Here is a 24309-nt window from a genome sequence, read left to right as displayed (position 1 = left end):
ATTCTACCCTAAAAGTAATAGGCAAAGTATATTTTACTTTTACTTCTTTATTATTCTATTTACCTGGAATAAATTTTGGTATTTTATTTACAACCCTATCAGTTTCATTTTTTAATTTGTAATGTGGAGCTCTAATTTTAACATCAACTACATCTCCTTTTTTATCAATAATAAATTGAGTTATTATTTTATACTTTCCTGAGTTTAATCCTACTTCTTGTGCTAATTCAGAATTAAAATTACGTTGTATATGCTGTTGTATTTTTCTTTCAAAACATTTTATGTTTTCTTCTTCTGATAGTCCTTCACATCCTTTAAAAACAGGTGTATTTTGAACATTGTTAATTGAAACTGGATCATCGTCTTTATCAACTACCTCTTCTTCTTTTACCTGACTTAGTGTTGCAACATCTATAGAACCATTATCTACAGGTAAATCTATTACAGTGGTGTTTTCCGTATTATTATCTACCACTTCTGGTTTAAATACTTCTTTAATTACGCGCTCTTGCTTTGGCTTTTCTATTTCTTTTACTTCTCTTTTTACAATAACGGGAGTGTCAAAAGTATAAACTTTCTCATAAACTTTTGCATTCGTAGGTTCAACTATTGCTACATCTTTAGGTGTTTCGTGTTCTAAAACAAGAAAAACTACAAACAAAGTTAGCACCAAACCTAACTGTGTAAAAATAGTTGAGAATTTTTCTAATTGCTTTTTAGCATGTTTCTTAGGTGTTTTCATAGTATTAAATTTTTATGTTAATACTATGTTAAAAACAAGAAACATGCCAATAAAAAAGGCAATCCATATGGATTGCCTTTTTTTATATTTTATTAAAGTTATTACTACTCTACATTAAATGTAATTGGTAAAGTATAACCTACTCTTACTGCTCTACCTCTTTGTCTACCAGGTTTCATTTTTGGTATCTTTCTAGCAACTCTTTCTGCTTCCTTCTTTAATCTTGGATGCGGAGCTCTAGCCATTACGTTTGTGATAGAACCATCTTTATCAATCTTAAATTGAACATAGATTCTTTTCTTTCCTGGAGATAAACCTAACTCATTAGCAAGCTCTGCATTAAAGTTACGTTGAATATGCTTTTGTAACTTTTTGTTTAAACATGCTTTCTTTTGAGCCTTTGTTCCACTACAACCTGGAAATACAGGAACTTCCTCAATAATAGCAAATGGTACATCTTCTACTACCTCTTCTACTTCTTCTACTTCTTGAATATCTTCTACCTCTACAGCTTCAGATTCATCAGTTTCAGTTGATTCAATAATAGTTTCTTCAATCTCTTCCTCGTCTTCTACTACTTCAATTTTTTCAGGAGCTGGTGGTGGAGGTGTATTTGGTTTTGGTTTTGGTGGCTCAATTTGAAGCTCGATAGTTTCCTCTTCAATATCAGAAGCCATGTTAGCCATACCTAACTCTCCATACTCTTTATCATATGTCTTATTCTCAATAGCAACATACGTTACAAATAAAGCTAAAACCAAACCTATTTGCATAAATAGTTTACTATAGTTCTCTAAGTTTGATTTTGGATTTTTCTTGATTTCCATCCTAAATGTTTTTAATAGTTCGCTAATTTAATTAATTTATTTCAACTTTTACAAGCTTAATCTTTAAATAGCTTTATTTTTCTTAAAAAAAGAGTTGTAAACTATGAAAGCTATTAAAATACCAGTCGTATTTGCCACTATATCTAAAATCTCTCCTGATCTATATGACGTGGTTGTACCTTGTAAAACCTCAATAATTATGCCGTAAAAAAAACAACAAAAAACAATTATATATTTATTAATTTTTGTTGTTCTTGAAGCTAGCAACCATACTAAACTTAACACAAAATAAGCGAAAGCATGTTCTAACTTATCTATATGGTTAATTTGTATAGGAGCCTTTCCTAGTTTGATTAAACTAATAATAGCAATACTTATGGTTATTAGTATTGCTATTATAATTATTAGTTTATCCTTTAATAAGTTCTTGATATGCTTCAGCACTTAATAAGTCTGCTACTTGTGAATCGTCTGATAATTTTACCTTTATCATCCATCCATTTCCATAAGGATCTGAATTTACTAATTCTGGCTCATCTTCTAACGCTTCATTAAACTCTACTACTTCTCCTGATAAAGGCATAAAAAGGTCTGAAACTGTTTTTACTGCTTCTACAGAACCGAAAACTTCTTCAGCATCTAATTCCTCATCTAATGTATCAACATCAACGTATACGATATCTCCTAACTCTCCTTGTGCAAAATCAGTAATACCAATAGTTGCTACACCGTTTTCTACTTTAACCCATTCGTGGTCTTTGGTGTACTTTAATTCTGATGGAATGTTCATTGTAATGATTTTTTATTGTGTTTGTTTTAATTTCCTAAGTTGTATACTAAATTAATTCCTGCATTAATAGATTGTCTTGGGAAAGTTGTAGAAACTGCGTATTCAAACGTTTGGTGATTATAATAAAAAGATGCTGTTAAATTGCTACTTAAATTATAGTCGGCAATAAATTTTAATCCAAATAATTTCTCGCCTCCAGTAATCTGACTATTCTCTTCATCTACACTTCTTATCAACGTTAAATTGTCTCTTAACGAAATATCAGCTCTTAAATTTATATCTCCTTTTAAGGTTTCTTTCTTTCCTGTAAATCTGGTGACAAATTTAACATCTCTAATCTTATATCCAAATCCTAAAACATATTCTGTTCCTTTAATATCTGTTAAAGTATTGTTGTTAAAATTTAATGTTAAAGATCTGTCTCTTCTTATCTCTCCTTTGAATGAAACTGAATTTTTCATTCTAAAATCAACTTTTATTAATGGTGAAAACTCATCAATTAAAGTTGCCGACGAAATTAAGAGTTCTGATTGATAATTACCAGAAGTATTTGTATTTGTTGGTGTATTTGAATCGTACTGTAAATTATTGGTATAATTACCTATTGTATACGAAGACTTATAGCCATGCGATAAGGTAAACGAAGTAAAGTTTTTCTTAAACCACTTATACTTCATAAATCCATTATAACGTAGTGTCCAGTTAGGAATTGGTATGTTTTTAAAGATTCCTGTACTTACTGAATTTGGACTATTTCCTGAATATGCTGCAATAAATGCTGGTAACATTGCTTGTTGTCCATTTTCCTTAAACCCAGGATTATTATTGTTTCGATCAGAATCGTTTGCTGCTATTCCTCTTTCGGTAGCTATTCTATCTGAAATTGTCCTTCTATAATCTAAGAAATTTTGATACAACGCTTCATTATCGGTAAAAATAGTTCCTAACATAAAATGACTAATACTATAATTACCAGTTTCAAAAGGTTTAATATTTGGGTCTTGTTCAAAACCTCCGCTACCATTTGAAACTACATCTAACTGTTGCGTTAAATTACTAGTCTGAATTCTATTCCCGCGTAAATCAATAGTTAAATCTCTAAATGGTTTTACAGATACATTATAGTCTAGCTTTTTATATCTCGTTTTTGAGTAATTCTTACTATAATATTCATCTCCAGCATTTCTAGTAATCAACCATCCATTCTCTATAGCCGTATTTAAAATATCTGTTTGACTACCAAATACAAATCCTAATGTTGGTGCTAAACCTCCGTCAAAGCCATTTCTTCCTAAGAACCCAACTGAAGGTTTATATCCTTGTAATAACGTTCCGTTGTTTTGAGAATAACTAATCTTTGCTCTTTTTACAGAAGTTAACACATCATATACTCCCTTTCCTAATTTCTGTCCAAAAGTAGCTTTCTTTTTAAGTTTTGCTTTTTGGGCTACTTGACTTCCTCCTAATGTAGCTGTTCCTTTTTGAGTAGGTTGTTTTTTAGTTCCCTTTAACAAAAGTTTATCTACACCTATAATTTTATAAAAACGACCAAAATCTATATTTGTATTTAAGTTGTGTGTGTTGGCATTTTGAATCATGTTTCCAACTTGCTCAATATAACTTTGCGATCCAGCCTTCCAATCAAAATCAGCGGTATAACCATAATCTGCATTGATAAAATTCAAGAACGGGAACTTATCTAATGGTAGCTTATAAGTTGCGTTTAACTTCTGATGATAATTATCGGGTCTTCCTATACTGAAAAATTGATCGTAAACTTCTAATTGTTCATCTTCACCAAAACTATCATATATATAATTGTTTGTTGCATTAAAGTTTAATTGTAGCGATTTGGTTAAATCAAAACCAATTGTATAATCCCAATTAAATAAAAATCTTCGTTGAATTAACTCAGGCTGTGCAGGTAAAGGGTTTACAGGGTCAATAATTAGATTTCTAGATTGCTGACTATTATAGTTTCTGTTAATTCTTGAGTTTAATGCTATTGTTTTTGGTACTGGATTAAAGTTTAGATCTCTTATAAATTGTAAGTATCTACTTTTAAATCCTTCTGATTTTTTAAATGGTTCTATATTAAAAGGAACGAATGTAAAATTATAACTAGCACCAGCCATTACATTTTTATTTACATAACTTTCAATATTATAATCTTTATGAAACTCTTCACTATGTGCATAAGAAGCAGAGAAATTCTCTACATCATAAAACTTAGGTTTCTTCTTACTTTCTGGATTTCTATTCTTTTTTACATTGATAAAACTAATGCTTTTTCTTCTTGTATAATCTTGAGCATTTTTACTATTTGGGTTTTTATCAATTGCGTCTTCTAATTCTACGTCTTGGAATTGTGGATCGTATTTTGGATCTCTAAATTCTTCTCCATAGCTGTAATTCATCGGCACTTGCATGTTCCATTTTTTAGGCATCATTTTACCTAACTGAATATTTGTAGCTACGCTATATTGTTTTATTTCTTCAATACTTCTTTGTTGTACACGGTCTTCTACATTACCAAAACCTATAGTTGACATTCTTCCTGCTAAAGACACATCCATCACATCGGCCATATTAGCATCTGCATTTACCACAGCTGCCCATCCTCCTTTATTATCAAAACCAACAGCACGTAATTCATTAAACCAAACTTCAACAGTTTTGTCATCGGCTACAGTATTTTTCACCCCTAACATTACAGTTCTTACTTGTGCTAATGTTGGATTACCTCTTACAGAAATTTTTAACCCATTAGAACTTGTTGACGAATATACATCAGTAAGATTACTGCCCGTAGGTCTTTCAATTTTTAAGTTAGCTAATTCTTCTAACGGAATATCTAAATTATTTTCTTTAGGCCAAACATCTAAAGATGATGCATTTGATGTAGATATTTTTAATGGCTTTTCTACTTGGTAATAGTTATCGTTTAAATCTGTACCTAAACGTATAATAGCAACCATTTCATCATCATTAGCTCCTGTTGCGCTATTTTGGTTTTCAGCATGTAAAAACATACGTAGTTTTTTATACCTACGCATATCAATACTAATATTTTTATAAATCGTCCTTACTTCATCTGCTTCTAAGTCAGTTACCTTTAAAGTTACTGATTGCTCATTTTGACGTTGAATTCTATTTGTTCCTTGTAAACGTTCTCTTTGAATTCCTGGTGGTAACTTATAACGATCTTGATTTTGCTCAATACTTACTACACCTACCTCAAACTTGTTTAATTCATCTGCGTCTAAATCCTCAGAAGGAATACTTGTATCTGGTAATGTTTTTGTGTAACGTCTCCAGTCTCCTCTTACCAATTCTAATTCTCCAAAACGTAATACTACTGGCATTTTGAATTGTGTTAAAAACATTCGTATAAAACGGATACTATTAAAATCTGTAATTCCATTAATTTTCTGAGCATCAGTAACATTTCTAACTGGTATTCTAAATTGATACCATTTAGTGCTTCTTGTTGCTCCGTTTAAAAGTGTTACATTTTGTGTTTTAACATCAATAATATGATTTTGTCCTAATACTAAATCTGTTTTATTTAAAGAAACCTCATACTCAAAGTAACTATTTACAGGATTCATTGTTTGATCCTTATTAATATCTTCTGTATCTGGGTAAGTGGTAGATGATGTCGGATAAGATTCTCCTGATTGACTTGCTGTGGGTGAGTTACCTTCAGTTCCGTTAAAGTTTTTATATCTAGATAAAACTGATGGGTTGGTACTTTCAATAGCTCCACCTCTGAAAAACTGGAAGTTATCTCCAGCAGGGTCATCTAATCCTGCAAATGCAGGGTACTTTGCTCTTTCCTCCTCATCGTTTAATCCATCTAAACCAATATCTTGATTTGTTCTTGCATCATTACTAGAGTCAAAAGCATACAAAATAGAAGGGTTTATAGGTGTATCTCCCCAAATAGATGTTTGAATGTTACCTCCGTCTGCCTTTTGTCCATCAGCAGGTAGTCCGTTTTCATACTGCTTTCTACCATCTTTTAATATATCTTCAGAAACATTACCTAAATTAATGAATAATTTACCTACTTGGTTTGTTGGATCATTTGGATTAATTCCAGCTGGTAGACCTTCTTCAGTTGTAATTGAGTAATTTTCATACGGATCCATTAACCAAAACTGGATATACTCAACATTTGCTTGTTCAAAATTGTTTGTAGTTAACGATCGCATAATACCTCCCCAACGCTCCTCTGCTGTAACAATATTTGCATTCTCATTATAGTTATACGGACCTCTTTCTGCTGGGTAATAAGCTAAATCTAAGGTTCTAACTAAATTTTGCTGCGTAATATCAAGATCTGTATTCGGAAATAATTCATTATAGCGAATTTGACGTACCTCGTCTCTAGACAGTTCATTTTCATCAATATTATCTGGTCTATTTCCACTACCATAAAATAGTTGATCAATATTATACCAAGCTAATTTTCCTCTTTTATAATTGTACTCTAAACCAAAGGTTCCTCCATCAAACCCTTGTGATTCTGGTGTACTTGCCAAAAACCATTGTTGTGGTGAATTTAAATTGATGGGAATTTGTGAAGCTTCAAAATCATCTAAATACGAAGTTGCAGTACCATCTACATTAATTCCACTAGGAGATCCTGGTAATAAATAAGCCATATCTGCTCTAACCGAAACATTCGACAGAGCTTCAGTTTCAACGAAAGGTAATTTATTTGCTAGTTTTGTTAAATATGGTACTTCAGAAGAGTAATCTAAGTTTAAACCTAACATGATATTATCTATAGGTTCTCCTCCTAAATTAACTTTTGGCGTAATTGGTTTTTCACTAACATTTAAAAAAGTTCCACCTAAAATAAAATCTTCAGAAAAACGGTGTTCAACATCTATTCCTATAAATGTTTTTCTTTGCTGATTAAAAAATGTATTGTTTTCTACAGATGCATTAATTGGTATTCCAGATGCTTCTAAGCCCGGGTCTAAAATTTGTACACGACCTAACTGATAATCTACCACATAATCTATTCCTTCAACCAATTGTCTTCCTCCAGCAGTAACTCTCACCGAACCTCTAGGTACATTAAAAGCTCCAAGAGAAATTCCTCTACTAGTTTCTGACTTAAAATACCCTTTTAAGAAGAATTTGTCTAAATTCTGATACTCATTTTTTGCTTGAATTTTTGTAGTTAAATACAACTCTTCAAACACATATTTATCTTGATCTGCTGGATTGGTAAGTTCATCTTTTAAATCATTACCAAATGGCTCTGGCTCTGGAAATAGAATATAACCTCTTTCAGAATTTACTGTAATTCCCTCAACATAATCAAAGAAACCATCTCCATTGGGAACTGCATATTCACTTTGGTCTAATTTATCTAAGTTTAAAATACGTAATAATGGCTTGTCTGTTACCCCCGGCGTTTGTGCTTTTTGCAGAGTATTTTGTAACGTACCAGTTTCGTCATCACGATACAATAACTCAAAACGAAATCCATCGCGCTGTAATGGAAAAGCCCCTAAAGCGTATACGTTTTTCATCATCAGCCTCCAAGTTGGAAAAGCTTCTGTATCATCTCCTGGCCTTGTTGTATTTAATATTTCACTTCTTAATAACTTAACTGCAATATTTGCTGGTGCTACAACTCCATCGTTTGAAAACTCTCCTACTTTAAATACTGTTTCTCCATTAGAAGCTCCAACTACAGTATACTCAAAAGCTACCGCTAAAACTTCTCCATCGTTTAACCTTCTGTTTAAAGAGATAAAACCTAATTGTGAGTGCAATTTAAATTCGTTGGGTTGTAATCTACGAGCATTTTGCAAATATGTGTAGTTAAATCCTTGTCGTGCTGGTACTCCTATACCGTTAATAGCAGCATCAATAGTTGCTACATCTCTAATTCCTCCTGAGTTTGCAGCTAGTAATGAACTTAAGTTATTCACTCCATTATATGGTATAATTTCAGAGTTAACAGATATAGCTCCTGGTGTTGTTGTTATTTCAGCTGGATTTACCTCATTTGCATCTTCTGATTCTCCTAAATCGGCAAGAGCTACAATACTACGATAATCGCTTACATTTTGGTTTCTATTTGTTACCCAAACTTCAACTCTTGTTATATTTATAGGGCTATTAATTAATGGATAATTCTCTAAAGCCTCTTTATAATTTTCTCTAAAGTATTGTGATAAAAAGAAGTGTCGATCATTGTCATAATCTGAAGCTCTTAATTCAAATGGTTCAATTGTTGCCCCCCCTTCTGCTACTACTGTTTTTGATTGTGAATTTTGTTGCGAAAAAGCAGCAGTTACATATGTTTTACCGAACTGTAATTCTGTTTTTACCCCAAATAACGATTGTGCTCCATTAATAAGCGAGTTTTTAATTGGCATACTAATATTACCCGCCTCTATATTTCTAATAATATCATCTTCAGTAGGAGTATATTCTAGCTTTATAATATTTTGAAAATCGAAAGTTGATTGAGTATCATAGTTTGCTGTTACTGTTAATCGTTTACCTACTTTAGCCTGTAAACTTGCACTAATTTGTTGATCAAAATCAAATGTAAAACTGCTTTGATTCTCTACAGAAATTTGAGGGTTTTCATTATTTTGATATACTCCTCCAAGTTTAATATTAATCTGCCCTGTTGGGTTTACCTCAACAGTGTTACCTCCAAAAACGGATTCAAAAAACTTAGAGTTTACATAGTATTTAGGTAATAAATTTTTACGTGCTGCTTCGTTTCCTTTCTTTTTAGGATTAGTAGCATCTACTTTTTCTTTGAAGTAATCTTTTAAATCATTTTTTAAACGGTACTCATTATACTCTTTAGGAGTCATAAAAATAGGTGTACCTACATAATAGTCTCCTATTTTTTCAACAATCATAAATTTATTTAACGCCTTGTCATAAGTAACTACTTTTTGAGTAGGGTTATTTAAGTAAAGTGTTCCGTTTTGATTGTATTTAAAATTATATTTAAGGGGAGTTACAGTATCTTTTTTAACAGCGTTAGTGCTATCTTTTTGAGTATTTTGCGAAAACGAAACAACACTTACTAAAACAGTAAGCACCGTAAGTAATCTATTCATAACTGCTTTTTCCAACCTTTTTTATAAGTTTTTTAACGCCTGTTTTATAAGTTTTTCAACACTTGCATCAGGTGTTTCTTTTAATATATTCCCTATTACCTTGTCAGCTTGCTTTCTTGCAAACCCAAGAACCTCTAAAGCAGATAACGCTTCTTCTTTATTTGTATTGTTCTGTACCACAGAAACTTCGTCAACGTCAAAGGTTTTTAATACCTTATCTTTTAAATCAACAATAACTCGTTGTGCAGTTTTAGCTCCAATACCTTTAACTGTTTGAATCAGTTTTACATTTTCAGAAGCTATTGCTTGCGAGACTTCTTGTGAAGTCATTGAAGAAAGCATTGTTCGTGCAGTACTTGGACCTACACCTGAAACCGAAGTTAGTAACCTAAAAACTTCTCGTTCAATTTTTGTTGAAAACCCAAATAAAGTATGAGCGTCTTCTCTAATAGATAAGTGTGTATACAACAACACATATTCATCGTTTGGTAATGATGAATATGTGTTTAAAGAAATATGCATTAAGTATCCTACTCCATTGCAATCTACAACAGCGTATGTAGGATTTTTTTCCACAAGTTTTCCCCTTATTTGTGTTATCATCCAGCTATTTTTTCTATTTGTCTAAAATAGACAAAATTATCTTTTAAAAAAATTTCTCTTAACCTATTGAGAAACTTTGTTTTTAGCTTTCATTTCCTTGTTTTGAGCATCTACAACTGCTACTGCAGCCATATTTACCATTTCATCTACACTTGCCCCCAATTGCAAGATGTGTACTGGCTTGCTCATTCCTAATAAAATAGGTCCTATAGTTTCTACTTCATCAACAGCTTTCATTAACTTATAAGTTATGTTGGCTGACTCTAAATTAGGGAAAATTAGCACATTTGCTCTTTTACCATTTAATTTAGAGAATGGAAATTCTTTTGCTAATAATTCTGGATTCAAAGCAAAATCTGCTTGCAACTCCCCATCTACCAAAACATTAGGATAATGGCGGTGAATGTAAGAAACTGCTTCTCTAATCTTAGTTGAACTTTCGGCTTTTGATGATCCAAAATTTGAAAACCCTAACATTGCAACATTTGGTTTCATTCCAAACATTTTAGCTAATACAGATGTTAACTGTGTAATTTTAGCTAAATCTTTTGCCGTTGGATTAATATTAATTGTTGTATCTGCTAAGAACATAGGTCCCTGCTTTGTTAACATCATGTTTGTTGCCGCAACCCTTGTTACTCCTTGATCTTTTTCAATCAATTCTAACATTGGCTTCACTACAGAAGGATATGGTCTTGAATATCCTGTAATTAACGCATCTGCCTCACCAGAATTAACCATCATTGCAGCAAAATAATTACGTTCACGCATCCATTTTTGAGCTTCTAAAAAGGTAACCCCTTTACGCTGCCTTGATTTCCAAAATATTTCAGCATATCGGTTTCTTCTTTCTTCCTCTTCATCAGTTTTAGGATCAATAATCGGTACATCAGCATCAAATCCTAACTCCGTTTTCAACTCTAAAATAATTTCTCTTCTTCCTAATAAAATCGGTTTTCCAATTTTTTCTTCATACACTCTCTGTGCTGCTTTTAATACATCTAAATGATCTGCTTCAGCAAACACTAACCTCTTAGGGTTCTTTTTAGCTCTATTGTGTAGTAATCGTACTTCTTTACTTCCTGTTCCTGAACGATCCATCAACTCTTCACGGTACTTATCCCAGTCATCAATTGGTTCCTGAGCTACACCTGAATCCATCGCTGCTTTTGCAATTGCTGGTGGAATTTCATAGATTAATCTTGGATCAAACGGTTTTGGAATAATATATTCTTTCCCAAAAGAAAGGCTTACTTCATCGTATACAATATTTACTTGCTCTGGTACAGATTGCTTCGCTAAATCTGCTAATGCATGTACCGCTGCCATTTTCATTTCTTCATTAATCTTCTTAGCACGAACATCTAACGCTCCACGGAAAATAAAAGGAAAACCTAATACATTATTCACTTGGTTAGGATGGTCTGACCTTCCGGTTGCCATTATAATATCGTCTCTTGTCGCAATTGCTAAATCATATTCAATTTCTGGTTCTGGATTAGCCATTGCAAAGACAATAGGGTTTTTCGCCATTGATAACAACATCTCAGGAGATACCACATTTCCTTTTGACAAACCAATAAACACATCGGCATTTAACATTGCTTCTTCTAAAGTATTTACATCTTGATCTGTAGCAAATTCCGCTTTTTGTGATGTTAGGTTATCTCTATCTTTTCTGATAACACCTTTACTATCACACATAATTACGTTTTCTCGACTCGCTCCTAAGGCTAGATATAAACGTGTACATGAAATTGCTGCAGCTCCTGCTCCATTAACAACAATCTTTACATCCTTAATATCCTTTTCATTAATTTCTAATGCATTTTTTAAGGCTGCGGCAGAAATAATTGCTGTACCATGTTGATCATCGTGCATTACAGGAATGTCTAATTCCTCTTTTAATCTCCTCTCTATTTCAAACGCTTCAGGTGCTTTAATATCTTCTAAGTTAATCCCTCCAAAAGTTGGAGCTATAGCCTTAACAGTTTCCACAAATTTATCTACATCTGTAGCATCTACTTCAATATCAAAAACATCAATATCCGCAAAAATTTTAAATAGCAGTCCTTTACCTTCCATTACTGGTTTAGATGCTTCAGGACCAATATCTCCTAGTCCTAAAACCGCTGTTCCATTTGAAATAACAGCTACTAAGTTGCTTTTTGATGTATATTTATAAACGTTGTTTTTGTCTTTAGCTATTTCTAAACAAGGCTCTGCTACTCCTGGTGAATATGCTAACGATAGATCGTGTTGAGTTGCATATTTTTTGGTAGGTACTACTGCTATTTTTCCCGGCTTCGGCTTAGCATGATAAAGTAGTGCTTCATGCCTTTTTCTAGAATCTCTCATAGGTTCGTTCTTGTTTGTTTGAACTTACAAATATACATTTTGTTATGAAGTAAAAAGAATTTGTAACCTGATAAAAGTCATATTTCGTCTTTAAAAATTTCCTGAATTTTGCTCTAACCTTAAACCAAATAAAAAATGGAAACTACACAAAGACACATTATTGACGAAGAAGTACAATGGGACAAAACAAAAACTATTGTAAGTAAAACTGATATTTATGGAACTATTTTATATGCTAACGATGTTTTTTCTAACACCTGTGAGTATAGTACTATTGAGTTAGTTGGTGAGCCTCATAACATTATTCGTCATCCAGACATGCCTAAAGTAGCCTTTAAAGTATTGTGGGATGCCCTTAAAAAAGGCGAAAACTTCCATGCTATTGTTAAAAACCTAACAAGAACAGGTAGATATTACTGGGTTATTACCGATTTTACTATTGATAAGGATGAGGATGGTAAAATTGTTGGATATACAGCCAGAAGAAAAGCTGTTCCAGATGGAGTTGTAAAAAAGATTGAGCCTATATACAAAACACTTTTAGATATTGAAAAACTAAAAGGTGAGAAAGCAAGTGAAATGTATTTTGATGCCTACTTAAAAGAAGAAGTTGGTAAAACTTATAATGAATTTGTGGTTGATCTTTTTAACGAAGAACTTTCTAAAGAAGAAGCTGAGAAAGTTAAAAACGAAACAAATCCTTTAAAGAAAGGTTTGAATTGGTTCTTCTTTGGAGAAACAAATCCAACATAAAATTTATTATTTCCCCTAAATAATCCTCTTAAAGAACTTTTAAATAGGGTTGAAACACTTGTTTCAACCCTATTTTATTTTAAAATAAAAAGTCTACATGATACTTTCTTTTAAAAAAATAACACTATCCTATTATTTTTAAGCAAAAAACAACACAATACAATCACTTAAAAACCAGTATTTTAGATTAAATAAAAATTACTTCTTTTTTACAGTTTTTAACCTAACTAAAACCTAAATCAAAACATCCTCCTGCTCCAAAAACCTTATATTTGCTGATTATTTTTAAGTAAACCACCCCGAATAACTATTAAAACAAAAAAAATGCACACAAACAATGCTCTAAGACCTTCCAAAGTTATAGATGAGGAAGTAAAATGGGACAAGTCTAAAACAATCATTAGTAAAACAGACCCTGCTGGAACTATTTTATACATGAACGATACTTTTGAAGAAGCTTCGGAATACAATAAAATAGAACTTATTGGAGAGCCTCACAACGTGATTAGGCATCCTGATATGCCTAAAGTAGTTTTTAAAGTATTATGGGACAACCTTAAACAAGGAAACAACTTCCATGCTATTGTTAAAAACTTAACAAGAACAGGTAGATACTACTGGGTTATTACTGATTTTGATGTAGAAAAAGATGATAACGGAAAAATCACTGGGTATACAGGAAGAAGGAAATCTTTACCTGAAAATGTTGTAAAAAAAATAGAGCCTTTATACAAAACGTTATTAGAAATTGAAAAAATTAAAGGTGAAAAGGCAAGTGAATTATATTTTAATTCATATTTACAAGAAGAAGTTAACTCTTCGTATGATGAATTTGTTGTAAACTTATTTGAAGGAGAAAGTGCTGACACAAAAGAGGCTGACAAGAAAGAAACTCCTGCAAAAGAAAGCGGAATGATTAAAAAGGGACTTAATTGGTTCTTCTTCGGAGAAACAAACCCTAAATAATTTTCAAAAAACATAAATAAAACCGCTTTTAAAAGCGGTTTTATTGTTTTATAAAGTCAATATTTCTTAATAATCCTGAAAACTTAGTACGCTTAACTGCCGATTTTTTGAACACTTTACTAAAGGTTTCTTGTGTTAACTCTTGCCAGTCACGTTTATTCATTTGTAACAAGTTTTCTTGAGGTGAAAATAGACTTTCTTCATGTGGTTGTGAAAAACGATTCCACGGACAAACATCTTGACACACATCACAACCAAACATCCAATCTTGCATTTCTCCTTTAAATTCTGACGGAATTGCATCTTTTAACTCAATTGTTAAGTACGAAATACATTTACTACCATCAACCGTATTGTTAGGTAAAATAGCTTGTGTTGGACACGCATCAATACAACGAGTACAGCTACCACAATGGTCTGTCTTAAAAGGTTTATCATATTCTAATTCTAAATCGATAATTAATTCAGCTAAAAAGAAAAACGACCCTTGTTGTTTTTGAATTAACAACGAATGTTTTCCATTCCAACCCAATCCTGACTTTTGCGCCCATGCTCGTTCCAAAACAGGTGCTGAGTCTACAAAACAACGACCAGAGACTTCTCCTATTTCATCATTTATTAACTGTAACAATTCACGTAATTTTCCTTTTATAATATGATGATAATCTTGACCGTAAGCATATTTCGAAATCTTATAACTTCCTTCTTCCTGAACTTCCGAAGGAAAATAGTTGTACGACAAAGAAATTACTGATTTTGCTCCATCAACCAATAAACGAGGGTCTAAACGTTTATCAAAATGATTTTCCATATAATGCATTTCACCATGATACCCATTTTGTAACCATTTTTCTAAACGAGGTGCTTCTTCTTCTAAAAAGTCAGCTTTTGCAATACCACAACCTAAAAAACCCAAACGTTTTGCTTGTGTTTTTATAAAATTTGAGTATTGCTGTTTCTTATTCAAAATACGTGTTTTTAACAGCGCAAAATTACCAAAAGAAAAATTATAATTTTATTCACTTTCTATTTACAAATAAATGTTGAAATTTGTTCGTTAGTATTACATGACAAACTTTATTCATAATGAAAAAGATATATAAAATATTATTAGGTATTGTAGTTTTTTTCTTCATCCTTTTGGTTAGTATCCCCCTACTATTTCAAGATAAAGTGATGAACTTGGTAAAAACTACCATTAACAACAACGTAAATGCGAAAGTTGATTTTAGTGATTCTAGCTTAAGCTTACTTAGAAATTTCCCAAATGCATCAGTTCAATTATCTAACCTTACGGTAATTAATAACGCTCCTTTTGAAGGTGATACTTTAGTATATGCCAAAGAGGTAAACTTAGCATTAAAACTTACTGAGCTTTTTAAGGCTTCATCCGAGCAGCTAAACATCAAATCATTTACTATCGATGATGCTTTAGTAAATGTATTAGTTGATAAAAAAGGAAATGCCAATTATGATATTGCTAAACCTTCTGAAACAGAAGACACAAAAGATGAAGAACCATCTACTTTCGGGCTATCTATTAATTCATACGCTATTAACAATGCTAGGATAAAATACAATGATGAGCAAGGTAAATTAAACCTTGAACTAACCGAATTAAATCATAGTGGAAGTGGTGATTTCTCTCAATCTAATACAGAGTTAGACACACAAACATCCACTTTAGTTTCTTTTGGAATGGACGGTAATTCTTATGCTAAGAATCAAAAAATAGAGTTAGATGCTATTTTGGGAATGGACTTAACTAACATGAAGTTTTCTTTCTTAAAAAATGAAGCTAAGTTAAATAACCTTCCATTGGTATTTGATGGTTTTGTTCAAATAAACGAAAAAAACCAAGAAGTTGACATTAACTTTAAGACTCCTTCGTCTGACTTTAAAAACTTCTTAGGGTTAATTCCTGAAGCCTACACTAAAAGTATTGCCGGTGTAAGTACCACAGGTAATTTCAGCGTAAACGGAAAAGTAAATGGAATTATTGACGATAATCATATTCCTAAGTTAGATATTTCTATGAAGTCAAGTAACGCTTCATTTAAATATCCTGATTTACCTAAAAGTGTTCAAAACATTAATATTGACGCACAAATAAAAAATACTACTGGTAAAACCGAAAATACGTTTGTTACTATTAATGGTCTTTCTTTTAAAGTTGATCAAGATACTTTTTCTGGAAAAGGAAATATTTATAACCTAACTACCAACCCTAAAGTAAATGCTAGTTTAAAAGGTGTTTTAAACCTAGCTAATATAAACAAAGCGTATCCTATTGATTTAGAAAATGAGTTAAGTGGGATTTTAAAAGCCGATTTACGCACAGAATTCGACATGAAAGCTATTGAAAACAATACTTTAAGTCGTATAAAAAATAACGGAAAAATGGAGGTAAGTGACTTTGTTTTTTCTTCAGAAGATGTTGTTAATCCACTTCATATTAAAAATACAATTGTCAACTTTACACCAGGTACCGTTAGCTTAACTAAGTTTGATGCTACTACTGGGAAAAGTGATTTAAATGCTACTGGAACACTTAAAAATTTACTAGGGTTTTTACTTTCAGATAAAAAGTTACAAGGGAACTTCAAGTTAAATTCTAACAAGTTTTATGTTAGTGACTTTATGCAAGAAAACCCTGAAGCTATTGAAAATAAAGAAAGTGATTCCAAAAAAGATACACCAACGGAATCTTTAAAGATTCCTGCATTTTTAGACTGTGCCGTTTCTGCAAACGCTAAAACTGTATATTACGATAATTTAACCCTACAAAATGTAAGAGGTACGCTTCTTTTAAAAGATGAAAAAGCCATATTACAAAATATGAATGCTGGTATTTTTAATGGTCAAATTGCTTTAAACGGAGAGGTTAACACACAACAAAAGAAACCTACTTTCGATATGAAATTAGGTATTAAGTCTTTCGATATAGCACAATCATTTACCAATTTAGATTTACTACAATCAATAAGTCCTATTGCTGGTGCTATGAACGGTAAATTAAATTCTGACATTGACTTAGCGGGGAGTTTAAATGATGATTTTACTCCTAACTTAGCTTCTGTTTCTGGTAAAGCACTTGCTGAATTATTAACAACCAGTATCAATCCACAAAAAACGAAAGCTTTAAGTTTATTAAATGATAAGTTATCTTTTATGGATTTATCAAAACTAGATTTATCTGATATTAAAACACACCTGTCTTTTAAAGAAGGTAAAGTGGTGGTAAAACCATTTGATTTAAAATATAATGATATTGGTATTACTGTTGGTGGTAGCCATGGTTTTGATAAAACAATGAACTATAATGTTACGTTGAATGTTCCTGCAAAATATTTAGGTAATGAAGCACAAGGACTACTTTCAAAATTAAGTGCTAAAGACCAACAAAACATTACTGTTCCTGTTACTGCTAGTATTGCTGGAAACATGACTAACCCTTCTGTAAAAACAGATTTGTCGTCATCAGTTACTAAGTTAAGTCAGCAATTAGTTCAGCTACAAAAAGACAAACTGGTTAACAATGCTATAGGTGGATTATTAGGGAATAAGAAGAAAGATAGTACTAGCACAACCAACAAAAAGGAAGAAACCGTTAAAAAAGTAACGGATGTTTTAGGTGGTTTGTTCGGAAAAAAGAAGAAAAAACAACAAAAAGACACTGTTAAATAGTCTTTTGTAACATTTTTTATTTTTCGTAGTCTTACATTATATTAAGAGAACTTTGTAAGTTATTTAACACTTCTTAAATACACTTTACAAAGTTCTTCTTTTATGTTTGTTACCAACAACTAACTGACTATGAAAATTATAACTACATTTTTATTTCTAATATGCTCTTCAATAACCTTTTCTCAAATTACAGGAAAGGTAACCAATACTAAAAACCAACCTATTTCTTTTGTAAGTGTCTATTTAGAAAATACTATAACAGGCACTACATCCAATACAAATGGTGACTATGAGTTAGCCTTTAACTCAATAGGACAGCACACAGTAATATTTCAAATGTTAGGTTATAAAACCATTAAAAAAACGGTTGAAATCAACTCTTTTCCTTTTATACTAAATGTTGTTTTGGCTGAAGAAGAGGTTACCTTAGATGAAGTGGTTGTTTCTTCTGAAGAAAACCCTGCTAACAAAATTATTAGAAATGCTATTGCTAATAAAGCTAAAAACACAGATAAGTTTGCTGAGTATACTGCCGATTTTTACTCTCGTGGTTTGTTTAAGGTAAAAGATTTACCGAAGAAGTTTTTAGGACAAGACATTGGTGATATGGGCGGTGGACTAGACTCTACCCGAAGTGGTGTGGTATACCTTTCTGAAACGGTCTCAAAAATCGCTTTCCAAAAAAGACCTAAAAACTTTAAAGAACATATTATAGCTTCAAAAGTTAGCGGACAAGACAACGGTATTAGTTTTAATCAAGCAGAAGAAGTAAATTTTAACTTTTATGAAAATTCTTTTGATTTGGCTGATGTTAAAGTTATTTCTCCTATTGCAAATGGTGCTTTTGGTTATTACAATTATAAACTAACGGGTGTTTTTTATGATAAAAACGGAACACTAATTAACAAAATTCAACTTTTACCAAAACGTAAAAATGATCGGGTTTTTAGTGGATTCATCTATATAGTTGAAGATGATTGGGCTGTTTATGGTGCAGATGTTATTGTTACTGGCGCACAAATAAGCTTGCCTATTGTAGATTCTCTACATATTAAACAGAACTATAATTTTTCTACTAAAAACAAAGCTTGGGTGCCCGTTACTCAAACCATAGATTTTAAAGCTGGGTTATTTGGGTTTCATTTTAACGGACGCTTTTCTGCTGCTTATTCTAACTATAATTTTAATCCTAATTTTACTAAAGATACTTTTGGTAACGAAGTGCTTTCGTTTGCAGAAAATGCTACTGAAAAGGATTCAGTATATTGGAATAAAATTCGCCCTGTAACTTTAACTTCTGAAGAAATATCGGATTACAAATTAAAAGACAGCATAAAAACCATTCGAAAATCGAAGAAATATTTAGATTCGATTGATACAAAAAACAATAAATTTAAACCCTTGGATATTCTTTCTGGTTACACTTATCAAAATTCTTATAATAAGTGGTCGATAAGCACTTCTTCTCCTGTTGAAAATCTTAACTTTAATACGGTGCAAGGATGGAATTCTTCTTTAGGTATTAACTACCGAAAATCACTTAACAAAAAAGGAAAACGTTTTAGTATTGGGGCTGATATTAATTATGGTTTTTCAGAGAAAAAAGTGCGTCCTACAGCCAACTTTAACTATCGCTGGAACAATACTACACGACCTGTTTTAACAATTTCTGGAGGAATAGCCACACCACAATTTAACCCAAAACAGCCTATTTCTAAGTTTTGGAACACAATAAGTTCTATTGGTTTTGAAAGAAACTATTTAAAAATTTACGAGAAAACGTTTGCTAAAGCATCCTTTTCTAAAGAAGTCACTAATGGAATACGTATGTTTTCTTCTTTAGAGTTTGCAGATAGGAAACCATTATTTAACACGACTAATTATGTAATGTTTCCACAAGATGATATAGATTATACTTCTAACAATCCGCAAAACCCTGCCGATTTTTCAACAGGTTTTACACCTCATCAAATGTGGACTTTTTCTTTAGGAGCGAACATTAATTTTGGACAAAAATATTTATCATATCCTGATGGAAAATACAACATTCCTAGTCGTAAGTACCCATCACTATACATTGGCTATCAAAAAAACTTCGGATCAGGAAATTCTGAGTGGAATTCAGATGTGGTTTTTTCTCAATTGTATCAACAAATAAATTTAGGCAACTGGGGTGAATTTGCTTACAAAACGAAAGGAGGTATGTTTTTAGAGAAAAAAGACATTCCGTTTATAGATTATGCTCATTTTAACGGAAATCGCTTGTTAATAGCTCCAAAAGACAACTATTTGAACAACTTTTATCTGCTTCCATATTATAAGTTAAGTTCTAATGATAAATACGCTGAGCTCCATGGAGAATATAACTTTAAAGGAGCATTATTAAGTAAGGTTCCTTTGTTAAACAAACTTAACTTTCATCTAGTTACTGGAGCAAAAGGATTATTTACTGCGGGTAACAAACCTTATTCTGAATTTGCTATTGGTTTAGATAATGTTGGTATTGGAAAGTGGCGTTTTTTACGTGTAGATTTTGCTCGCTCTTACTTTAACGGAAAACATGAAAACAGAGTTGTTTTCGGTATAAAATTGTAGATTTGTTATATGAAAATAAGCATTCTATTTTTCGGCATGGCAACAGATTTAGTTGATAGTTCTTCATTAGAAATTGAACTTCCTAACAAAAGTACTGTTGCTAACTTTAAAGAATTTCTTTTATCAGAATTCCCTGAGCTACAAAAAATGAGTTCGTATGCTGTAGCTATTAACGAAAGTTACGCTACAGACGATATACTCATAAAAGAAAATGATGTAATCGCAATTATTCCTCCAGTTAGCGGAGGATGATATTCAATGTAGTAATTTGAAAATTTGATAATGTCTCAATTTTACATTTATACATTGCTACATGAGAACGTTACCCCATTGTTGTTATACGGTTTCTTGTTTAAGATATTTTCCGACAAAAAATGTTCCGAAAGGTAAGATAGAAAGTAAACAAACAATTCCGAAAGTTTTACCATTCCAGTTTAGCTCATACTTTAACATGATTGCTAACACTATGTATCCTACAAATAATAATCCGTGAGGCATACCCAACATTTTTACATACTCTGGATTTCCTTGTAAATATTTAATTGGAACCGCTATAAAAAGTAATAAAATATAAGATATTCCTTCTAATAAACTTACTAACTTAAAAAAATTAATCATTGAATTTTTACTTAAAAATTGGTTAGCAAAGATACTGAAATATTACGTCCTGCAGCTGAAACTCCAGAAGCAAATTCCTTATAATGTTCATCAAATAAGTTAGACAATTGCGCTTGTAAAGCTATGTTTTTTGTGAACTGGAATTTACCGTATAATCCAACAGTCATCCAACTAGGACTTCCGTAGTATTTATCAATATCTTCGGTAGCATTCGCGTTAACAATTGGTGTTTGTTCATGGTTATCAATACCTTCAGTTATATTATAGTCTGAAATATCTTTTTTCGCATTAAAAACTAAATTAGCACCTCCTTCAAACTTGTTGTTTACATAACTTAAATCAAAACGACCAAATAACGGTGGAATAGACGACATTGGTTCGTTAGTATCATAAGTTTTACCATAAGTATAAGTAACAAACCCAGAAGTATTCCAGTTTCTATGTAGTTTACCTTGATAACTTACTGTGGCACCAGTAACATATGCTGTTCCTTTATTTACATTAGCAACAATGGCTCCGTCTTCTCCATCATATTCGATAGTTGAGCTTCCATTCAGCTCAAAACTCTCTCTATAGATGTAGTTATTCAATAAAGTATAATACACATTTGCCCCAACTCTAAATTTTCTATTATTAAAATATTTTTGAGCACCTATTTCAACATTATATGCATGTTCTGGTTTTAAACTAATATTTGGTATAGTTACTTTTCCGTTCTTCTCTCTTATCTTTCCTACATCATCAATGTTTGGTGATCTAAAACCAGAAGATAATACTGTATTTAACTGCCATGTTTTATTAGGCTTGTATACATACCCTATAGTTGCTGTTAATGATTGATTATCTAACTGAATATCATTTTGAGGAATATCAATAAAAGTTTCGTCCAACCACTTTGCTTTCAATACTGTATTTGTTCCTCTAATTCCTGTGTTTAATGTTGATTTGCTATTAATATTTTGACGGTAATCTACATAAAAAGCAGAGCTCAAATAACTACTTCCTCCATCAGGGTAACGCGACTGTACTGTAAAATCTCCATCAAAGCCAATTATGTTATTATCATTAACTCGTAACGTTTTTCCGTAAGAATTAGATTCCACATCATTGTAAGTTACTTCAATTCCATATCCTAAATTTCTATTTTCTGCTAACGGTACTGTAAAATCTCCATTCAAACTAAAAGCATCCACACTTTCTTTTCTGTAAGATCTATCTAGGCTTCCAAACTTTCGTTGAATACGACTTTCTTTTATATTTTGATAAGCTAAAGTGATGGTTCCATTATCCATCCACTTTTTCTTTGGGTTGATAATTAACTGCGGAGAAATCAACAAACGTTCTTGAGGTCCGTAATACCATTCAGCAAATTTTAAACTTCCTTTTTTCAATTCATTTAACTTATCAAAACGAGGTATATCAGAAGAAGTTGAATATTGAATGTTTAATTTAAAATCTGTATTTTTTGAAAAAGGCACATAAAACTTTTGCAATACATCTGTTTGACTGTAACCTGTATTTCTTTGTAAATTTTGGTCAGAGTTAGCAACTGGCGTATCACTATAAAAAGTGTTTGTATTATTGGAGTAATAAGGAACCTTTCCCCAATTATCAAAGCCATGAGAACGATTTTCTCCCATCTTTAAGTCTCCAAAATTACTATGAGCTATACTTGTAAAAGATGCCCATTTTTTAAATCTTAATTCAGCAGAAACCACATTGGTTACTTCATTATTTGCTGAACTATATCGCAAAAATGTATTTCCTTTAATTTCACTACCTTTTTCCGATAGTTTTGGGGTTTTGGTATAATAGTGAATAACCCCACCTAATGCATCAGAACCATAAATTACTGACGACGGACCAAAAACAACTTCTGTTCTGTCTAATAAATTTGGAGCTACTGTTATTGAGTTTTGTAAGTGTCCTTTTCGATAAATTGCATTGTTCATACGAACACCGTCAACTACCAAAAGAACTCGGTTACTTTCCATTCCGCGTAAAACAGGACTTCCTCCTCCGAACTGTGATTTCTGAACTTTTATCCCTGGAACACTCGCTAATAAATCTGCTGATGTTTGTGGTGATAATTTCTCTATTTCTTTTGAAGATACTACCGCAATTTGTTCTGCAATACGATTAGTTTTTTCTCTGTTTTTAAAAACAGAGACAACTACCTCATCTAATTGTTCTGAGTTTTTTGATAAATAAACATGGTAGTTATTCTTTTTTATTACTGATTTTTTTTCTTGATACTGAGCATATGACACATGGGTAAACGTAAGCAACTCATTTTTCTTAAAGTCAGAAATATCAATTTTTCCTAATTCATCACTTACCGCCGATGTTGTTTTATCTTTATTAAAAACAGCAACAGCCTCTACAGGCTTACCTGTTTCAGCATCAATAACAGTAATGGTTTGAGAAAAAATTGTGGTAACAAAAAGTAAAAAAAATACAGTAATTCTGTGTTTCATATTAATTAAATACGGTTTCTAAAATATCTAATGATTTAGGTTTTCTAAATCCCTCCAAGTGTAATTCATAATACTGAACTATAATTCGGAGAATAATTTGTCTTTCTTTTTTTGAATAAGAAATTGAGTTAATCACATCAAAATTTATGCCTAACAAGCTTTTAAACAGCATTATTTCTTTTCCTGAAATCGTTAATTTTTCATATTCAGTATCAGTAAAACTTCCTTCTAACAAATTAAATGCTGTTTTATCAATATTGGTTGTATCTGGATAAAAGCCTAAATACTTAGATAAATTTAATAAAAATAGTAAGTGAAAGTTTGCAACCTCATCATGTGTATCTAACCAAATTAAAGATGTTTCAATATAACTGTATAAAGGATTATTTTCTTCCTCTTCTTGTAAAATATATGATAACACTTCTGATAAAAACAGTACAATTGATTGTTTTACTATAGAGGTATAAATGGTTTCATACGGATGAATCACTTGCACTTCTTTAATAGAATGTAACGAGCTTTTATTGCTGTGATTTGCAGTAAGATTTAATTGTGTTAGTGGTTGAAAGTGCGCAGGCTTTAACTTTCCTTTTTTTGATTTTAGCACTCCTTTTATCATGTACGACTTTACTCCTTCTTGTAAAGTAAAACATTTTACAACCAAACTAGTATCTCCATATTTAAGAGAGCTTAAAACAATGGCTTTTGTAGTAATTACTGCCATTTAACCAAGTTTAACTATTAAAATCATTAATCAAAGATATACCAATAATATCAACAA

16 protein-coding genes are annotated in these 24309 nt (G+C 31.7%); 5 read left to right on the top strand and 11 right to left on the bottom strand.

From position 1 onward, the window contains the following. Positions 1-55: 55 nt before the first annotated feature. From VCM48_RS11100 to VCM48_RS11070, 7 genes are all read right to left on the bottom strand, one after another. The gene (locus VCM48_RS11100) at positions 56-742 is read right to left on the bottom strand and encodes an energy transducer TonB (protein ID WP_482270549.1); all 687 of its coding nucleotides are present in this window, start codon (positions 740-742) and stop codon (positions 56-58) included. A gap of 104 nt (positions 743-846) precedes the next feature. Beyond that, positions 847-1569 (bottom strand): energy transducer TonB, encoded by a 723-nt coding sequence (locus VCM48_RS11095; protein ID WP_274639013.1) that lies wholly within the window; start codon positions 1567-1569, stop codon positions 847-849. 63 nt (positions 1570-1632) lie between these two features. Beyond that, positions 1633-2013, bottom strand: coding sequence for a VanZ family protein (locus tag VCM48_RS11090; protein ID WP_274639012.1), 381 nt, complete (start codon positions 2011-2013; stop codon positions 1633-1635). Next, a complete protein-coding gene (gene gcvH / locus VCM48_RS11085) occupies positions 1979-2359 on the bottom strand; it encodes a glycine cleavage system protein GcvH (protein ID WP_047787900.1) in 381 nt (126 codons plus the stop codon). Before gcvH ends, VCM48_RS11090 begins: the two co-directional genes overlap by 35 nt. A 26-nt stretch (positions 2360-2385) precedes the next feature. Continuing rightward, entirely contained in the window at positions 2386-9471 is a 7086-nt protein-coding gene (gene sov, locus VCM48_RS11080) for a T9SS outer membrane translocon Sov/SprA (protein WP_482270548.1), read from the bottom strand. A gap of 21 nt (positions 9472-9492) precedes the next feature. Beyond that, positions 9493-10074 (bottom strand): Holliday junction branch migration protein RuvA, encoded by a 582-nt coding sequence (gene ruvA, locus VCM48_RS11075; protein WP_482270547.1) that lies wholly within the window; start codon positions 10072-10074, stop codon positions 9493-9495. A gap of 63 nt (positions 10075-10137) precedes the next feature. Beyond that, positions 10138-12432 (bottom strand): NADP-dependent malic enzyme, encoded by a 2295-nt coding sequence (locus tag VCM48_RS11070; protein WP_482270546.1) that lies wholly within the window; start codon positions 12430-12432, stop codon positions 10138-10140. A 135-nt stretch (positions 12433-12567) separates the two neighbouring features. On the opposite strand from VCM48_RS11070, the gene VCM48_RS11065 reads away from it, so the two are divergent. Next, a complete protein-coding gene (locus tag VCM48_RS11065) occupies positions 12568-13185 on the top strand; it encodes a PAS domain-containing protein (protein ID WP_482270545.1) in 618 nt (205 codons plus the stop codon). A gap of 324 nt (positions 13186-13509) precedes the next feature. Then, complete coding sequence (locus VCM48_RS11060; RefSeq protein ID WP_274639007.1) at positions 13510-14151, top strand: PAS domain-containing protein; 642 nt, start codon at positions 13510-13512, stop codon at positions 14149-14151. Between the two features lie 40 nt (positions 14152-14191). Here VCM48_RS11060 and queG read toward each other — a convergent pair whose 3' ends face one another. Next, positions 14192-15118, bottom strand: coding sequence for a tRNA epoxyqueuosine(34) reductase QueG (queG, locus tag VCM48_RS11055; RefSeq protein WP_440120521.1), 927 nt, complete (start codon positions 15116-15118; stop codon positions 14192-14194). Positions 15119-15237: 119 nt separating this feature from the next. Between queG and VCM48_RS11050 the strand changes: the two genes are divergently transcribed. From VCM48_RS11050 to moaD, 3 genes are all read left to right on the top strand, one after another. Then, a complete protein-coding gene (locus VCM48_RS11050; RefSeq protein WP_482270544.1) occupies positions 15238-17838 on the top strand; it encodes an AsmA family protein in 2601 nt (866 codons plus the stop codon). A gap of 129 nt (positions 17839-17967) precedes the next feature. After that, the gene (locus VCM48_RS11045; protein ID WP_482270543.1) at positions 17968-20433 is read left to right on the top strand and encodes a DUF5686 and carboxypeptidase regulatory-like domain-containing protein; all 2466 of its coding nucleotides are present in this window, start codon (positions 17968-17970) and stop codon (positions 20431-20433) included. A 9-nt stretch (positions 20434-20442) separates the two neighbouring features. Further along, positions 20443-20685 (top strand): molybdopterin converting factor subunit 1, encoded by a 243-nt coding sequence (moaD, locus tag VCM48_RS11040; RefSeq protein ID WP_482270542.1) that lies wholly within the window; start codon positions 20443-20445, stop codon positions 20683-20685. An 84-nt stretch (positions 20686-20769) separates the two neighbouring features. On the opposite strand, the gene VCM48_RS11035 is transcribed toward moaD, so the two are convergent. The 3 genes from VCM48_RS11035 to recO are packed head-to-tail and all read right to left on the bottom strand — an operon-like array spanning position 20770 to position 24252. Continuing rightward, positions 20770-21051, bottom strand: coding sequence for a DUF3817 domain-containing protein (locus VCM48_RS11035; RefSeq protein ID WP_274639002.1), 282 nt, complete (start codon positions 21049-21051; stop codon positions 20770-20772). 11 nt (positions 21052-21062) lie between these two features. After that, complete coding sequence (locus VCM48_RS11030) at positions 21063-23528, bottom strand: TonB-dependent receptor (RefSeq protein WP_482270541.1); 2466 nt, start codon at positions 23526-23528, stop codon at positions 21063-21065. A 1-nt stretch (position 23529) separates the two neighbouring features. Continuing rightward, entirely contained in the window at positions 23530-24252 is a 723-nt protein-coding gene (gene recO / locus VCM48_RS11025) for a DNA repair protein RecO (protein ID WP_482270540.1), read from the bottom strand. Positions 24253-24309 lie beyond the last annotated feature (57 nt).

The sequence above is a fragment of the Tenacibaculum sp. DPLXC6 genome, from assembly GCF_056815515.1.
The sequence above is the reverse complement of the archived record's forward strand: the minus strand, read 5'-3'. Positions and strand labels throughout refer to the sequence as shown.

Coding starts and splice junctions, on each gene's coding strand:
- VCM48_RS11100 (WP_482270549.1), bottom strand. CDS start 742: ATGAAAACACCTAAGAAACATGCTAAAAAGCAATTAGAAAAATTCTCA.
- VCM48_RS11095 (WP_274639013.1), bottom strand. CDS start 1,569: ATGGAAATCAAGAAAAATCCAAAATCAAACTTAGAGAACTATAGTAAA.
- gcvH (WP_047787900.1), bottom strand. CDS start 2,359: ATGAACATTCCATCAGAATTAAAGTACACCAAAGACCACGAATGGGTT.
- sov (WP_482270548.1), bottom strand. CDS start 9,471: ATGAATAGATTACTTACGGTGCTTACTGTTTTAGTAAGTGTTGTTTCG.
- ruvA (WP_482270547.1), bottom strand. CDS start 10,074: ATGATAACACAAATAAGGGGAAAACTTGTGGAAAAAAATCCTACATAC.
- VCM48_RS11070 (WP_482270546.1), bottom strand. CDS start 12,432: ATGAGAGATTCTAGAAAAAGGCATGAAGCACTACTTTATCATGCTAAG.
- VCM48_RS11065 (WP_482270545.1), top strand. CDS start 12,568: ATGGAAACTACACAAAGACACATTATTGACGAAGAAGTACAATGGGAC.
- VCM48_RS11060 (WP_274639007.1), top strand. CDS start 13,510: ATGCACACAAACAATGCTCTAAGACCTTCCAAAGTTATAGATGAGGAA.
- VCM48_RS11050 (WP_482270544.1), top strand. CDS start 15,238: ATGAAAAAGATATATAAAATATTATTAGGTATTGTAGTTTTTTTCTTC.
- VCM48_RS11045 (WP_482270543.1), top strand. CDS start 17,968: ATGAAAATTATAACTACATTTTTATTTCTAATATGCTCTTCAATAACC.
- moaD (WP_482270542.1), top strand. CDS start 20,443: ATGAAAATAAGCATTCTATTTTTCGGCATGGCAACAGATTTAGTTGAT.
- VCM48_RS11035 (WP_274639002.1), bottom strand. CDS start 21,051: ATGATTAATTTTTTTAAGTTAGTAAGTTTATTAGAAGGAATATCTTAT.
- VCM48_RS11030 (WP_482270541.1), bottom strand. CDS start 23,528: ATGAAACACAGAATTACTGTATTTTTTTTACTTTTTGTTACCACAATT.
- recO (WP_482270540.1), bottom strand. CDS start 24,252: ATGGCAGTAATTACTACAAAAGCCATTGTTTTAAGCTCTCTTAAATAT.